General features: G+C 50.5%; 14 protein-coding genes. 10 read left to right on the top strand and 4 right to left on the bottom strand.

Annotation, left to right across the window (positions count from 1 at the left end):
* The first annotated feature begins 46 nt into the window (after positions 1-46).
* Positions 47-1,570 carry an aldehyde dehydrogenase family protein gene (locus IPG80_RS02545; protein WP_345102340.1) on the top strand — a complete coding sequence of 508 codons (1,524 nt, stop codon included), beginning with the start codon at positions 47-49 and terminating at the stop codon, positions 1,568-1,570.
* 56 nt (positions 1,571-1,626) lie between these two features.
* On the opposite strand, the gene IPG80_RS02540 is transcribed toward IPG80_RS02545, so the two are convergent.
* Entirely contained in the window at positions 1,627-2,721 is a 1,095-nt protein-coding gene (locus IPG80_RS02540; protein WP_345102338.1) for a substrate-binding domain-containing protein, read from the bottom strand.
* A gap of 79 nt (positions 2,722-2,800) precedes the next feature.
* On the opposite strand from IPG80_RS02540, the gene IPG80_RS02535 reads away from it, so the two are divergent.
* The 5 genes from IPG80_RS02535 to IPG80_RS02515 all read left to right on the top strand — a co-directional run bounded on the left by IPG80_RS02535 (position 2,801) and on the right by IPG80_RS02515 (position 7,323).
* On the top strand, positions 2,801-3,349 hold the full coding sequence (locus IPG80_RS02535) for a PadR family transcriptional regulator (protein ID WP_345102335.1): 549 nt from the start codon (positions 2,801-2,803) through the stop codon (positions 3,347-3,349).
* Between the two features lie 34 nt (positions 3,350-3,383).
* Entirely contained in the window at positions 3,384-3,812 is a 429-nt protein-coding gene (locus tag IPG80_RS02530; RefSeq protein ID WP_345102333.1) for a TrmO family methyltransferase, read from the top strand.
* A 108-nt stretch (positions 3,813-3,920) separates the two neighbouring features.
* The gene (gene modA, locus IPG80_RS02525; protein ID WP_345102331.1) at positions 3,921-4,775 is read left to right on the top strand and encodes a molybdate ABC transporter substrate-binding protein; all 855 of its coding nucleotides are present in this window, start codon (positions 3,921-3,923) and stop codon (positions 4,773-4,775) included.
* A 52-nt stretch (positions 4,776-4,827) separates the two neighbouring features.
* Positions 4,828-5,643: an ABC transporter permease gene (locus IPG80_RS02520; protein WP_345102329.1), complete on the top strand. Its 816-nt coding sequence runs from the start codon at positions 4,828-4,830 to the stop codon at positions 5,641-5,643.
* A gap of 156 nt (positions 5,644-5,799) precedes the next feature.
* The gene (locus tag IPG80_RS02515) at positions 5,800-7,323 is read left to right on the top strand and encodes an aldehyde dehydrogenase family protein (RefSeq protein ID WP_345102327.1); all 1,524 of its coding nucleotides are present in this window, start codon (positions 5,800-5,802) and stop codon (positions 7,321-7,323) included.
* Between the two features lie 84 nt (positions 7,324-7,407).
* Here IPG80_RS02515 and IPG80_RS02510 read toward each other — a convergent pair whose 3' ends face one another.
* A complete protein-coding gene (locus IPG80_RS02510; RefSeq protein ID WP_345102325.1) occupies positions 7,408-8,847 on the bottom strand; it encodes a gamma-aminobutyraldehyde dehydrogenase in 1,440 nt (479 codons plus the stop codon).
* A gap of 29 nt (positions 8,848-8,876) precedes the next feature.
* On the bottom strand, positions 8,877-10,301 hold the full coding sequence (locus IPG80_RS02505; RefSeq protein WP_345102323.1) for an aldehyde dehydrogenase family protein: 1,425 nt from the start codon (positions 10,299-10,301) through the stop codon (positions 8,877-8,879).
* A 77-nt stretch (positions 10,302-10,378) separates the two neighbouring features.
* Between IPG80_RS02505 and yqeC the strand changes: the two genes are divergently transcribed.
* Complete coding sequence (gene yqeC, locus IPG80_RS02500; protein WP_345102321.1) at positions 10,379-11,137, top strand: selenium cofactor biosynthesis protein YqeC; 759 nt, start codon at positions 10,379-10,381, stop codon at positions 11,135-11,137.
* Positions 11,138-11,220: 83 nt separating this feature from the next.
* Positions 11,221-12,444, top strand: coding sequence for an FAD-dependent oxidoreductase (locus IPG80_RS02495; protein ID WP_345102319.1), 1,224 nt, complete (start codon positions 11,221-11,223; stop codon positions 12,442-12,444).
* A gap of 9 nt (positions 12,445-12,453) precedes the next feature.
* Here the strand turns inward: IPG80_RS02495 and IPG80_RS02490 are convergent, their stop codons facing one another.
* Complete coding sequence (locus tag IPG80_RS02490) at positions 12,454-13,215, bottom strand: SDR family oxidoreductase (protein WP_345102316.1); 762 nt, start codon at positions 13,213-13,215, stop codon at positions 12,454-12,456.
* Between the two features lie 147 nt (positions 13,216-13,362).
* Here IPG80_RS02490 and IPG80_RS02485 point away from each other — a divergent pair, with 147 nt between their 5' ends.
* Together IPG80_RS02485 and IPG80_RS02480 are read left to right on the top strand one after the other, a co-directional pair.
* Complete coding sequence (locus IPG80_RS02485) at positions 13,363-13,614, top strand: glutaredoxin domain-containing protein (protein WP_345102314.1); 252 nt, start codon at positions 13,363-13,365, stop codon at positions 13,612-13,614.
* 117 nt (positions 13,615-13,731) lie between these two features.
* Positions 13,732-14,985 (top strand): MFS transporter, encoded by a 1,254-nt coding sequence (locus IPG80_RS02480; protein ID WP_345102312.1) that lies wholly within the window; start codon positions 13,732-13,734, stop codon positions 14,983-14,985.
* Positions 14,986-14,988: the final 3 nt, after the last annotated feature.

Here is a 14,988-nt window from a genome sequence, read left to right as displayed (position 1 = left end):
TTACAATGTGTTTTACATGTAATAAATCTTAAACGATGGAGCATATATGAAAAAACTGCTGGAAAAACTGAATATTCAACCGGTCAATGCTGGTGCGTGTACCGGCGTGGATGGCTGGTTGATGGACCCCAGGGGCAAGGAATTGGTTTCTTACAACCCAACAACTGGCGAAGCCATTGCCAAGATCATTCAAGCCACACCTGAGTCGTATGAAAAAGTTGCTTCCTATGCTCAAAAAACTTTTTTGAATTGGCGCACCGTGCCCGCGCCCAAACGAGGTGAAGTAGTGCGTGACTTGGGGAATGCCCTGCGCGAATTCAAGGAACCGCTTGGCGATCTTGTGACCGTGGAGATGGGCAAAATCCGCGCCGAGGGACATGGCGAGGTACAGGAAATGATCGACATCTGCGACTTCGCTGTCGGTCAGTCACGCATGTTGTATGGATTGACCATGCACTCCGAACGCCCGTCACACCGCATGTATGAACAATGGCACCCGCTCGGAATTCTCGGTTTGGTGACCGCCTTCAATTTCCCAGTGGCGGTTTGGTCGTGGAACTCTGCCCTGGCAGCAATCTGCGGCGACACCATCATTTGGAAGCCTTCCTCCTACACCCCGCTGACCGCCATCGCTGTAACACATATCGCCAACAAAGTAATGGCAGACCATAGATTGAGTGGTATTTTCAACCTTGCCATTGGATCAGGACGTGAAGTTGGTGAGTTGATGCTCAATGACAAACGCCTCCCGCTTATCTCGTTCACTGGTTCAACTTCGGTGGGCATTCATGTCTCTGAGGCAGTTGCCCGCCGCTTCGGTCACACCATCCTCGAGTTGGGCGGCAATAACGGCATTATCGTCTCTGAAAAAGCGGATATGGATATGGCTACTCGCGCCATTCTGTTCGGCGCAGTTGGCACAGCGGGACAGCGCTGCACCTCCACCCGCCGTATTATTATGCAGAAGTCCATTGCCAAAAACCTGACAACACGCCTGGTTAATGCATACAAACAAGTCCGTATCGGCGATCCGCTTGAAGCTGACACGTTGATGGGTCCACTTGTTGATCGTTCAGTGACCGAAGAAATGATGGATGCTATCAAGAGCGCAGTTGCGGACGGGGGTGAAATTGTCGCTGGTGGACGCATGCTTTCCGATCTGGGACCCGCCTTTGTTGAACCGACCATCATCAAGATGCCAGCTCAGACTGAGATCGTTAAGACCGAAACATTTGCCCCCATCCTTTATCTGCTTGAATACGAAACCATCGAAGATGCTGTTCGTATCCACAATGATGTACCACAGGGACTTTCGAGTGCCATGTTCACCGACTCGCTTCGGGAAGCGGAGGCTTTCCTCTCGGCTGCTGGTTCCGATTGCGGGATCGCCAACATCAACATCGGCACATCCGGCGCAGAGATCGGCGGCGCCTTTGGCGGTGAAAAGGAAACCGGCGGCGGGCGCGAATCCGGTTCGGATGCATGGAAGACGTACATGCGTCGTCAGACAAATACCATCAACTGGTCGAAAGACCTGCCTTTAGCTCAGGGAATCAAGTTCGGGGATTAATCTCGTATCTGTAAATAAAAAGGGGTGTCTGCGGACACCTCTTTTTTGAATCACATCTAAGCGACCCAAGTGACCGCGCCCGTTTGAGACGTGTCATATCCGCCAAGGTTATTGATGGCGGATTTTGTTTGCTTGGCACTTAACCATTTCTTGAGCGCCTGCACGGATTCGTTTTCCCATTTTTCGGAGGGAATGATAAGGTCGTAGCGTTCGGTAGTCAAAGGCTTGAAATCGAGTCCAAAAGACATTGCAGCAGTTTCCACACCGATGCCTGCGTTGGCTTGTCCCTTGCTGATGGCGCGGGCGACTTCGGAGTGAGTCATCTTTTCTTCGTCATAACCAGAGATGCTGGATGGGTTGATTTTCAGGCTGCGTAATTGCGCGTCCAGCCAGACACGCGTGCCAGAACCCTGCTGACGATTTGCAAAATGCACGCCTGATTTGGTCAGGTCTTTCAGGCTTTTGATGCCGAGTGGATTTCCTTCTGGAAGAATTAGTCCCACACGGCGATGAGCGAGGGTGAGCATTGCCACTTTTTGACCAGGCAATAATTTACGGATGAATGGTTCGTTGTAGGTGTCGGTGTTTTCGTCCCAGAGATGACAGCCTGCCAAGTCAGCTTTTTTCTCGGCGAGTGCAATGAGTCCGCCGAGGCTGCCAGTGAACGATAAATGCAATGAGAGTTTCGGATTGTTCTCGTGATACTGCGAAGCAATCAACGCGAGAGATGGGTCATGGCTGCCGACGAAGCGTAGAATGTTCGGCGGTGTCTCTTCGGGCGCGCTGGAGAATGTCCGCCAGCGGTCGAGAGCGACGCGCAGGGACTGCTCCACTTCGTCGGGTGAATAGCCAGCCGTCATGATTTCCAGCAGGAAAGCTTCCATGCGATTGAACAACGCCGCGCGGCGCATGGGATTTTGAGTCTGTTCGGGAATCTGCTCGACAACTTTCGTCCCCTTCCCCACATGGCTGACAACCAATCCCTGATGCGCCAGTTCCTGATAGGCACGCATAATGGTTCCAGTCGTGCAGCCCCACTGCTCGGTCATCTTGCGCATGGGCGGCAATGAAGCACCAGGTTTTATAACACCCGAAAGAATATCATCACGAATGGATGAAACGATTTGCTGGTAGAGGTGGCTTGATTCCATAATATGAGTATAGTGGGATGGGGTACATTTTGCAAGTTGCGATATACTGACCTTATAAAAATATTTGCTTGGTGAGAATATGGCAGACAAAAAACCACATCACATTGGGACGCTCTCTCCAGAAATGGCATTGCTCGGCTTGCTCTACAAAGAAGCGGGGCATGGCTACGACCTGCACCGCACCGTCAACGCGGACTTGGGTCAGGTCTGGCATTTGAGCCAGAGTCAGGCGTACGCTATTTTGAAACGGTTGGAAGCGCAGGGCGATATTTCAGTGGAAAAAATCCCACAGGAAAAACTTCCCAGCCGTCAGTTATTGAAAATGACCGAGCAGGGTCGCCAAAACTTTTTGGACTGGCTGAACACTCCCAGTGGCGGCAGCACCCGCGCCATCCGCATGGAATTCATCACGCGTTTGTATTTTCTCAAAATGTACTTCCCTAAAAAAATCACAAAGGCGTTCGAACAGCAGCGCACCGAAGCGGACACGCACATTCAGCGTCTGGAAGCCACGCTCGCAGAGCTGCCCGCCGAGCAGATATACAATCGCATGAGTCTCGAAATGCGCCTGAAACAATTGAAGTTCGTTCTTGAGTGGCTCGATGAAAGCCAGAAATATTTCAAGTGAGTCTGACAGAAAAATGGCGGATATTATTTTTCAAATGAAGCCAATTGGCGTAATCCACACGCCGTTCAAGGAAAAGTCGGAGACGCCCATTCAGTTTTCGCGTTCCACTGCGTTTGGAGAAATCGAAATCTATTCTGAATTTGAAGAGGGTCTGACAAGTATCGAAGGATTATCGCACCTCATCTTGGTTTACGTTTTTCACGAAGCGCTTGAAAGCAAATCCTTATTGGTTAAACCGTTTCTGGATGAAAACAGCACGGATTTTCGCAACCGCACTACACCCGCCGAATCCCATTGGCTTTTCAGTTGTGCGGCTTGTCAAGCGAATGGATCGCGTTTAAAAATACAATGGGTGGACATGCTGGACGGAACCCCACTATTGGACATCAAACCCTATGTGCCCGAGTTCGATGTTCACAAAGTGGATAAGTTGGGGTGGTACGAAACAAGGTCACATCAGTAGCAAAATCATTGAATAAATTCTCCTGAAAACTACTTGTCGCTACGAAGATTTTTGCGATATACTCACTTAGTGAGTACCCACCAAGACAAATTTCACTAAGGAGAATCCATGAAACGCCTGCTATCTCTAACCCTTTTGCTTTCCATCTTTTTGACAGCCTGCGGCGCCTCAGCCACACCGACACCTGCTCCTGCCACCGAAGCGCCAACCCTTGCGCCGACAGAAGTTCCGTCAACCGCCACACCTGAGCCTGAGCCTCAGACCCTGACAGTATTCGCTGCCGCTTCATTAACCGATGCCTTCACCGAAATTGGCGCCGCCTTTGATGCCGCCAACCCTGGCGTCACCACCACCTTCAACTTTGCAGGCTCCCAAGCCCTGCGGACTCAAATTGAAGAAGGCGCACCTGCGGATGTATTCGCCTCCGCCAGCGGCAAAGAAATGGAAACGCTCGTTACAGGCACTTTCGTTGGCGCAGATGTTTCGCAAGTATTTCTATCCAATAAGCTGGTCGTTATCTTGCCCGCAGATAACCCCGCTGCTCTCGAAAAATTGGAAGACCTCGCCAACCCTGGAATCAAAATTGTTTTAGCAGCGGAAGAAGTTCCCGTTGGGAAATATGCTCGTCAGGCGCTTGACCTGATGGATGCTTCCTTTGGAACAGGGTACAAAGACAAGGTTTTGGCAAACGTCGTTTCCAACGAAGACAATGTCAAACAGGTGGTTGCCAAAGTCCAGCTTGGCGAAGCGGATGCGGGTATCGTCTATGTCTCAGATGTAGTCGCCGCGCCCGAATTGAAGCCCATTGAAATCCCCGCAGACTTGAATGTCATCGCCAAGTACCCCATTGCGCCGCTCGTCAAATCTGAGAATGCCGACCTCGCCGCGAAATTCATTGAATATGTTCTTTCGGCTGAGGGACAGGCAGTACTCGCCAAATGGGGATTCACCCCAGCCAAATAGTTTTTAGTAAAATGAAGGTCGCGGGAAGTTTTCCGCGACCTTTTTATATTGTATGACTAAACTTCGAGAATTTTCCCGTCAGTTTTTCGGAGAAGGAACCTCCAAATGGATATTCCTTCTCCCCAGTTTGATTCTGCTCGCCTTCTTTGCATTGCCGTTGATTGCGTTGATGTATCGTTCCATTGCGCCCGATTTCTTTGCAAACGCGCTTTCAAAGCAGGCGTTTCAGGCGCTTAAACTGAGTCTGGTCACAAGTTCCATCACCACACTGATTACAGTTGTATTGGGGACGCCGCTGGCGTATCTTTTGGCGCGTTGGAAATTTAGATTCAAAGCATGGCTGGAGTTGATCCTTGATTTGCCCATTGTCCTGCCGCCTTCCGTGGCAGGACTCGCGCTATTGATCGCTTTCGGGCGTAGGGGATTGATTGGCGCGTTTTTAAATGAAATCGGATTCAGCATTCCGTTCACAACAACCGCGGTCATCATGGCGCAATTGTTTGTCGCTGCACCTTTGTATATCCGTTCGGCGCGGATCGGATTCGCGCACGTGGATAAGCAACTTGAAGAGTCCGCGTATGTGGAGGGGGCAAATCAGTTACAGCTTTTTTATGAAATCATGATTCCCATTGCCATTCGCGCCCTTGCCAGTGGAGCCATCCTCACATGGACGCGTGCGCTCGGTGAATTTGGCGCAACAATTTTATTCGCGGGAAATCTGGAAGGCATTACCCAAACCATGCCGATCGCCATTTACATCGGCTTCGAGCGTAATCTCGGCGTGGCGATGGCACTGTCTGTTGTTTTGATTTTAGTTTCGGTGATTCTACTGATGATAACCAAGCAATTGGATAAGGAAGAGGAATAAGTATCAGTACATTACTGAGCCTCTTCAAAAAAAGAATCTCAGGTGGGATTTAGCCATCTTTCCATTTTTATAATTTCTCCATACGTATAAATTATAATTATCCATTCACGTAAATACCAAAAAAGCGAAAAGTCGGCGGAACAAAGGAAACGATTTATGACCGAAACTTTGATTTTTACAAATCCAGCTACTGGAGATGTGTTTGGCGAAGTTGAGATGAGCACTCCTGAGACAGTGCAAAAAGCTGTCGATGATATGCGCAAAGCTTTTCCTGACTGGAGTAAAAAATCCGTTAGTGAAAGAAGCCGCATTTTACGGAAATTCCAACAGGTTCTGATCGAAGAGCGTGACGAAATCTCAAGAGTCTTAAATCAGGATTGCGGAAAAAGCCGTCAGGATGGATTGATCGAATTGTTCGTTGCCGTGGACATGCTTGCTCAATATCGTTGGAATGCAGCCAAATGGTTGAAGAGAAAACGCGTTTCCTCGGGTCTTTACCTTTTCAAACGATGCTACGTGGAACATCGTTCGCATGGTGTGGTGGCGATCGTTTCACCGTGGAACTATCCATTGACCCTGTCACTCCCCCCAATGCTCGCGGCATTATTGGCAGGGAATACCGTTGTATTGAAACCCTCCGAGGTGACACCGGCAACCGGTGTTCTGGTTGAAAAATTATTTACAAAAGTCCCTGAGCTTGCCAAATTTGTGCGCGTGGTTCATGGAGATGGAAAGGTTGGCGCGGCTCTGGTTAATGCACGGCCAGATTATATTTTCATGACCGGCTCAACAGCCACAGGAAAAAAGATAATGAAAGCCGCCGCCGAAAACCTGACGCCAGTTGCGCTCGAATTGGGCGGTAAAGACGCCATGATCGTATTGGATGACGCCGACCTGCATGCCGCTGCACGCTGGGGAGCGTGGGGGGCGTTCTTCAACACGGGGCAAACCTGCATGTCGGTAGAGCGCGTCTATGTAGTCGAGTCAAAATATGATGAATTTGTGAAGCTCGCGGTTCAACAAGCCAATGAGTTTAAAAGTGGCTATTCCACCGAGTTGGACAGCCCCTATTTTATGGGGCCTGTGACCGATCCACGCCAGGTGAATGTGATCGAGGGTCATTTGGAGGACGCTCTTGCCAAAGGCGCCCGCGTTTTAACCGGCAAAAAAGAGCAAGGTTTGTTCTACAGCCCAATGGTGGTCGTGGATGTAGATCATTCAATGAAACTGATGCGAGACGAAACATTTGGCCCCATCATGCCCATTATGAAAGTGCGGGATGAAGAGGAAGCCATCCAATTGGCTAACGATAGCGCATACGGACTGGGCGCTTCCATTTGGAGTTCAGACGCCAAACGCGCCTGGCAGGTTGCCGGACGCGTCGAAGCGGCGTCTGTCATCATCAACGACAGCATTGCACAATTTGGCGTGCCGATGCTTCCGTTTGGCGGAACCAAGGATTCCGGGTTTGGACGCACACACGGCGAGGATGGACTGATGCAATTCACACGTCCATATAGCTATGCAACCGGAGGCGCTCCAGTTAAGTGGGATATTGCCACCATTCTGCGTGAGAACGGTCATTACAACCTTGCTACAGCAATCATGGGCGTGGTTTATGGAACTACCCTGCGCCAAAAATGGGAAACGCTTTCACAATTCCTGCAAAAGAAAAACTAGTTGCTAGTTTCCATTGCCAGTATAAGTTTGTACCCATCCAGAAAACAAACACCCGACTTCCGCCGGGTGTTTGTTTTCACTTTTCTACTGCGCGATCATCACATGCTTGGTGACTTGATAATCGCCAATCGCTTCGGCGGACAAGTCCTTGCCGAAACCTGATTGTTTGAAACCACCGTGCGGGGTTTCAGAGGTTAAGGGGAGATGATCGTTGATCCAAACGGTACCAAATTCCAGCGCGGAAGAGAGGCGCATGGCGCGTCCGATATCTTTGGTGAAGACAGAGGCGGCGAGTCCGTATTGGATATCGTTCGCCAAGTGGATCGCAGCGGCTTCTTCATCAAATTCCTGAACGGTAATGACGGGTCCGAAGACTTCGTTCTGCACGATCTCCCAATCCTGCTGGACGTTGGTGATGACGGTAGGCTCAAAGTAGTAGCCACCCGAGAAAGCCTTGGGGATGCCGCCGCCTGTCAGGATCTTTGCGCCCTGTGCCTTGGCACGATCCACAAAGCCCGTCACGCGTTCGCGCTGAATGCCAGAGATCAAGGGTCCCATCTGCACGCCATCTTCAAAGGGCAAGCCGATCTTGATGCCCTTCATCGCTTCGGCGACGGCTTCCTGAATTTCCTTGGTGCGTCCCTTGGCGACATAAAGACGGGTTGCAGCGGTGCAGTCCTGACCTGTGTTCATGGTGGCGGCAATGGATGCCTTCGCCGCGATCAAATCAACATCCGCGTCGTCAAAGACAATGAACGGAGCCTTGCCGCCGAGTTCAAGATGAACACGCTTCAAGGTGTCGGCTGCGGTCTTCATGATCTTCTTGCCTGTGCCTGTGGAACCTGTCAGGCTGATCATGCGGACATCGGGATGCTCGACCAGTGCCTGACCTGTGTCATTGCCGCCAGTGATGATGTTGACTACACCGTCGGGGATGCCAGATTCTTTGATGAGGTCCGCAAGCAGAAGCGTAGTGAGAGGCGTGCCTGGGGCGGGTTTCAGCACAATGGTGCAGCCTGCCGCAAGGGCGGGGCCGATCTTCCAGACTGCCATCATGAATGGATAATTCCACGGGGCGATCTGCCCGACCACGCCGACAGGTTCGCGGCGATACATGGAGGTGTAGCCCGGCATGAATTCGCCCGCATGTGAGCCGCTGGTGTCACGTGCTGCGCCTGCGAAGAAGCGCAAGTTATCCACGGCAAAGGGAATGTCACCGCCGAGGCTGACGAAAGCATACGGCTTGCCTGTGTTTTCAGATTCGAGTTTTGCGATCTCTTCGGATCTGGCTTCGATCAGATCGGCGAGTTTCCACATGAGCTTTGAGCGTTCGCCGGGAGATTTCTTCGACCAGCGTCCATCATAGAATGCGATCTTTGCGGCTCGCACGGCGCGATCGACATCGGCGCGGCTGGCGTCGATCACTTCTGCGATGATCTTTCCAGTCGTGGGATCTTCGATCTTCATCATGCTTCCGCCTTGCGTGTCCTGCCATTGTCCATCGATCCAGAGTTTGTGTTCCATAAACGATCTCTCCTTTGGTGGTTTGAGAATTATGAATTCAATCGAATCGCAACCAACTGAATGTTGGTCATATCTTCCATTGCAAATTTGACGCCTTCGCGACCAAGTCCGCTTTGACGATTGCCGCCGTAGGGCATGTGGTCAGCGCGGAAGTTGGGCGTGTCGTTGACGATCACGCCGCCGAAGTTCAATTTTCGAACCGCTTTGAAAACACGGTTAACATCATTCGTAAAGACGCCAACCTGTAAACCAAACTTTGAGTCATTCGCCTGTTGCAGAGCGGATTCAAAATCATCGCTTGAAATCACGGATGCAACGGGTCCGAAGGTTTCTTCTGCGATCACTTTCATATCGGCGTCCACGTTTGAAAGAATGGTTGGATAGTAAACCGTTCCTTCGCGCCTGCCGCCTGTCAGCACGCTTGCGCCAGACCCTTGCGCCTCTTTGACCCAGCTCTCAATGCGATCCACTTCCTTTGAGTCGATCATCGGTCCAACATCCACGCGCTCGTCGAGCGGATCGCCGACAACCATCGCTTCAGTCGCTTTGACGAATTTTTCTGAGAAGGGCTCAAATACCTGTTTCTGGCTGTAAATGCGTTGCACAGAAATACAAACCTGCCCCGAGTTATAAAATGCGCCCAGCGCACAACGCTTGGCGACAAAGTCCAAGTCCGCGTCTGGGGCAACCACAACAGGAGAATTATTTCCAAGTTCGAGGGTAACTTTCTTGATCCCCGCCACTGCCAAAATATGGCGTCCGATCTCGGGGCTGCCAGTGAAGGTGATCTTGTCCACGCGCTCATCGGTGATGAGCCATTCGCCCACCGTTCCGCCTGAACCGACGACAAGATTGATCGCGCCCGCAGGCAGACCTGCTTCCTGCAAAATCTGGCACAACTTCACAGCCGCCAACGGAGTAGTAGTCGCTGGCTTGAGCACGAGGGTATTTCCCGCAGCGAGGGCAGGTGCCACTTTATGAGCAACCAGGTTGAGAGGAAAATTGAACGGGCTGATCGCGGCGATCACACCCACAGGACGGCGAGTCCAATAACCGAAATATCCATCTCCCGAGGGCACAGCGTCCAACGGAATGGTCTCGCCGTGAATACGCTTGGCTTCTTCAGCGGCAATCGTAAAAACACTGGCGGCGCGTTCCACTTCAGCACGCGCAAATTTGAGCGCCTTGCCAGCTTCCGCCGCGACTGTTTTGGCGAGATCATCCGCTCGTTCACGCATGAGTTCGGCGGTTCGTAACAGAATGCTGGCACGTTTGTGAGCGGGCATATCCGCCATCACATCTTCGGCACGTTCGGCAGCAGCCAGAGCCGTATCCAGATCTTCCTTTCGTGCGGTTGGCAAAACGCCAACAACCTCACCGTTGTACTTGTTCTTTACTTCGAGTTGCGCACCGCCCCCAACCCATTGACCGTCGATCAGAAGTTTGTATTCCATACTGTCATCCTTTTATGTGGCATGGATGTATTATACCAATTGTACTGAAACAAAAGGTACAATATTGAGATAAAATTATGGAAAATTTAAAGGATCTTCTTGCACTTGGTGAAACTCCACGCATCGCCTTTGTCGGCTCTGGCGGAAAAACAACTGCACTATTCAAAATTGCCACTGAATACGACTCTCCTGTCGTTGTAACTGCCACCTCGCACTTGGAATACTACCAAACCAAGCACGCTGATCAGCATTTCTACTGGGACGATTTTCAAGTTGGGTACATACATTTGCCGGAGCCAATTCCAGGTATCACTTTAATCTCAGGACCGAAAAATAGTCGCTCTGTTGAAGGACTTGGAATTGAGCCTCTCCATAAAATAGTATCTCTCACTGATAGGTTTTCCACCCCACTCTTGATCGAATCCGACGGATCTAGACGACACCCTCTAAAAGCTCCCGCAGAACATGAACCGCCCATACCAGATTTTGTAGACACTGTAGTGGTTACCGCCGGGCTATCCGCTTTAGGACAGCCTTGCACATCAAAGTGGGTTCACCGCCCTGAGATTTATTCCAATTTATCCGGCTTGCAATATGGCGACCTGATTTCACTGGAAGCCATAAAAAATGTACTTGGACACCCATATGGTGGATTAAAAAATATCCCCGCCAATGCTCGAAAAATCGCCCTTCTCAATCAGGCAGACACCCCGGAGCTTTTCGAAAAAGCAGAAATTTTGGCAAACGCCCTTTTGCCAAAATTCGACTGTATAGTTGTTGCTTCTCTAAAAAACAAACATGCCTTACATTACCAACATGTACGGCTGACTAAATAGGAAAAATGTCCCCTCACCTGTGACGTAATGAAAGCATTTTACGAAACGCCATAAGCCATAGACTAATTCTTTCCGGAGGACACATGACCGAATCGAAAATCACACTTTATGGCGCGTATTGGTGCCCAGACTGCCGCCGCTCGAAGAAATTCCTGGGAGAGCAATTCGTCCCCTTCAAATGGATTGATATCGAACAAGACAAGGAAGCGGAACAATTTGTTCTCCAAAAGAACAACGGCAAACGCATCATCCCAACCATCGTCTTTGAAGACGGCTCATTCCTGGTCGAGCCGACCAATGCAGAGTTGGCAAAAAAGCTCGGGCTGAAAACCGAAGCAAAAAAGACTTATTACGACCTCATCATCATCGGCGGCGGACCAGCTGGTTTGACTGCCGCCATTTACGGCGCACGTGAAGGCGCGGATGTGCTTCTGATCGAACGTTCAGGTCTGGGCGGGCAGGCTGGCATCACCGTCGGGCTAGACAATTTCCCCGGCTTTCCTGAAGGCATCAGTGGGCAGGAATTTTCCGAGCGGGTAACGCAACAAGCCCGCCGTTTCGGCGTGGAAATTCTACAGGCAGTGGATGTGGAAAAACTACAGCAAGAGGGTGGTTATCACGAAGTCTACACTTCGGACGGAAAACATTATCACTCGCGCGCCATCCTGCTTGCCACGGGCGCTTCGTATCGCCGCCTCGATGTTCCCGGCGAAGAGGATTACATCGGCGCAGGGGTTCATTTTTGCGCAACCTGCGATGGTCCGTTCTATAAAGGCGCAACCGAGATCGTGGTCATTGGCGGCGGCAATGCCGCTGTGGAAGAAGGCTTGCACTTAACCAACTTCGCAGAACAAGTAACTTTGCTCGTTCGCGGCGACAAATTGACCGCCAGCCAGGTCGCGATCGAAAAGGTCAATCAACCAGGATCAAAGGTTCAGGTTCGATACAACACAGCGGTGGATTCTTTCGATGGTCAGGACTCAAAGCTAAAGTCTATTAAGACGCGTGATATCAAGACGGGGAAAATCGAAGATCTGCACCCAGCTGCGGCATTTGTTTTCATAGGTCAACAACCAAATACAGAATTCATCAAAGGTTACTTAAGAACCGATGACAGCGGCTTTATCCTAACCGGACACGACCTGAAGCACATCAATGCTTTGGATGCCCTGCCATTCGAAACGAGTGTGCCCGGAATTTTTGCTGCTGGCGATGCCCGTCATGGAAGCGTCAAACAGGTGGCATCTGCAGTCGGCGAAGGCGCGGCAGCGTCCATCTCGATCCGTGAATTTTTACGAAAGGGATAATCCTCTCTCTCACCATGCCGCTCGCCCGCCATCCACGGATAAAGCAGTGCCCGTAATAAAGGAAGCGTCATCTGATGCAAGAAACACAACGGCATGGGCAACCTCTTCAGGCGTGGCGATGCGGTTCATTGGGTGCCGAGACGCAAATCTTGGCCGCTGAGTCTCGCGTCCGCCCAGGTCATCCATTTCTTTTTCCAACAAAGGTGTATCAACACTACCCGGGCACACGCAATTAACACGGATATTTTGAGGCGCATGGTCGATCGCCATGGCACGCGTCAGGTTAATGACCCCGCCTTTTGCGGCACAATATGCCGCCACCCCGCCGCCGCCATTCAGCCCAAATATAGACGCGTTATTAACAATAGCGCCGCCACGTTTTGCGATATATGGAATTGCATATTTCGACATCAAGAACGTGCCCTTCAAATTCGAATCAACTGTGGCGTCCCACTCCTCCTCAGAAGTATCCACCAGGTTTTTATTTACATAAATGATGCCTGCATTATTAAAAAGAATATCCAACCTTCCAAAAACATCCACGGTCTTTTTTACACAGCGCTGGCAATCCTCCGCAGAGGTCACATCACCTTGAATAAAGATTACCTGCCCACCACCTGATGATAGTATTTCTTCGGCTTCTTTTCCGCGTAACTTGTCGCGCGTTATCAATAGTACCCGCGCGCCTTCCTGCATTAACAACCTCGCAACGGCCAATCCGATCCCTGAAGTACCACCCGTGATTAACGCCACTTTATTTTCAAATCTCATTTTTAACCTCATTGAAACACCAAGAGTTGGTCTACTTTATTTTAACGGCTGAATTGTGTAATTTTGCTCCTCCTTCCAATGTAATTAATGGCACTAACAGAACGACCGTAGAAACTGTACACTCAATAAATTCATCTTGGAGAAAAAATGATACAACCCACACTTACTATCTATGGCGCAGATTGGTGCCCTGATTGCCGCCGCTCAAAACAATTCCTGTTCAACCAGAATATTCCCTTTACCTGGATTGATGTCGATCAGGACGAAAACGCCTCAGATCTCGTCAAACAGATGAATAATGGCAATCGCATCATCCCGACCATCATTTTTGAAGACGGGTCCTTTCTGGCAGAACCTTCAGATCGAGCTTTAGCCGACAAACTCGGCATTCCCGCATAAAAATAACTTGTCTTGATATACAAGCGGGCTTGCTCTTAATGAGCAAGCCCGCTTGTATTAAAGAAACACACCAAATCCAGAAAAACATAGTGCTGCCAGTATGTGTATAATTCTATTATGCGTTTCAACCTGTTTAAACAATCCGACATCCCTGAAAAATATCGTTCCAACTTTACAAACCTCTATTTAGATATCGCCTGGTTCGGAGTCGTCAGCGGTACCGCTGTTAATTTTTTGAATGTGTACGCCACGCGCCTCGGTGCCAGCGGTTTACAGATCGGGCTGCTCACCGCCGCCGCCGCCGTGGTCAATCTCTTCCTCGCCATCCCTGCCGGTCACTGGATCAGCAAACGCCCCACCGGGCAAGCCGTCTTTTGGTCATCCGTGCTCTTTCGCATTGGCTACTTCTTCTGGATTCCCTTACCTTGGTTCTTCAACGAACAAGGACAGATCTGGGCGCTCATCGTTCTGGCTTTTCTAATGGCAATTCCGCTCACCCCCCTGGGAGTTGGTTTCAATGCCCTCTTTGCAGAAGCCGTTCCTGACCGCTACCGTGCACGCGTGGCAGGTACGCGCAATGTTACCTTCGCCATTGCATACATGCTTACCTCACTGATTGCTGGGTATATATTAAAAAATACAGAATTCCCTGGCGGCTATCAGGTCATATTTATCATCGGAGCTTTTGGCGCTGCGATGAGCAGTTATCACATTTACCACGTCAAACCCCTGCGGGATGAAAACCCCGCGTCACCGCCCGCGCCGATACCTGTTGCTGCCTCACAATCCGTTTCTCCCCGCAGCCTTACCGCTGCCCTGCGTCTGGATGTGTGGAATTCCAAATTTAAACACGTTCTGCTGGCAATGTTCATTTTTCACTTCTCACATTATTTATCCTCCCCGCTCTACCCGATCTTTAATGTGCGAGTTTTGAACCTTAACGACAGCCATCTTGGCAACGGAACCGCGCTTTATTACCTCTCAGTCTTGCTTGCCTCCACACAACTCGGGCGCATTGTCAACCGTTTTGGCAACAAACGTATAACCGGGTGGGGTGTTGCGGGCATGGCATCATATCCACTGATGCTGGCATTTGCACAGAACGTCTGGCAATTTTATGCGCTTTCATTCCTTGGCGGCTTTCTGTTTGCATTGGTCAACGGCGCGTATGCCAACTATATGCTCGAAAACATCCCCCCCGATGACCGTCCTTCTCATCTGGCTTGGTACACCATCATGTTCAATTTTGCCATCCTCGCCAGTTCGTTGATCGGTCCTGTCACCGCAGATGCCATCGGTCTCATCAACGCGCTGATCGTCTTCGGTATCGCCCGTATTCTCGCCGGACTCTTCCTGCTTAAATGGGGATAATCC

It is taken from the genome of Candidatus Villigracilis vicinus (assembly GCF_016702885.1).
Taxonomy (GTDB): Bacteria; Chloroflexota; Anaerolineae; order Anaerolineales; family Villigracilaceae; genus Villigracilis; species Villigracilis vicinus.
The sequence above is the reverse complement of the archived record's forward strand: the minus strand, read 5'-3'. Positions and strand labels throughout refer to the sequence as shown.

Coding starts and splice junctions, on each gene's coding strand:
- IPG80_RS02530 (WP_345102333.1), top strand. CDS start 3,384: ATGAAGCCAATTGGCGTAATCCACACGCCGTTCAAGGAAAAGTCGGAG.
- IPG80_RS02520 (WP_345102329.1), top strand. CDS start 4,828: ATGACTAAACTTCGAGAATTTTCCCGTCAGTTTTTCGGAGAAGGAACC.
- IPG80_RS02535 (WP_345102335.1), top strand. CDS start 2,801: ATGGCAGACAAAAAACCACATCACATTGGGACGCTCTCTCCAGAAATG.
- yqeC (WP_345102321.1), top strand. CDS start 10,379: ATGGAAAATTTAAAGGATCTTCTTGCACTTGGTGAAACTCCACGCATC.
- IPG80_RS02495 (WP_345102319.1), top strand. CDS start 11,221: ATGACCGAATCGAAAATCACACTTTATGGCGCGTATTGGTGCCCAGAC.
- IPG80_RS02480 (WP_345102312.1), top strand. CDS start 13,732: ATGCGTTTCAACCTGTTTAAACAATCCGACATCCCTGAAAAATATCGT.
- IPG80_RS02505 (WP_345102323.1), bottom strand. CDS start 10,301: ATGGAATACAAACTTCTGATCGACGGTCAATGGGTTGGGGGCGGTGCG.
- IPG80_RS02490 (WP_345102316.1), bottom strand. CDS start 13,215: ATGAGATTTGAAAATAAAGTGGCGTTAATCACGGGTGGTACTTCAGGG.
- IPG80_RS02485 (WP_345102314.1), top strand. CDS start 13,363: ATGATACAACCCACACTTACTATCTATGGCGCAGATTGGTGCCCTGAT.
- modA (WP_345102331.1), top strand. CDS start 3,921: ATGAAACGCCTGCTATCTCTAACCCTTTTGCTTTCCATCTTTTTGACA.
- IPG80_RS02545 (WP_345102340.1), top strand. CDS start 47: ATGAAAAAACTGCTGGAAAAACTGAATATTCAACCGGTCAATGCTGGT.
- IPG80_RS02510 (WP_345102325.1), bottom strand. CDS start 8,847: ATGGAACACAAACTCTGGATCGATGGACAATGGCAGGACACGCAAGGC.
- IPG80_RS02515 (WP_345102327.1), top strand. CDS start 5,800: ATGACCGAAACTTTGATTTTTACAAATCCAGCTACTGGAGATGTGTTT.
- IPG80_RS02540 (WP_345102338.1), bottom strand. CDS start 2,721: ATGGAATCAAGCCACCTCTACCAGCAAATCGTTTCATCCATTCGTGAT.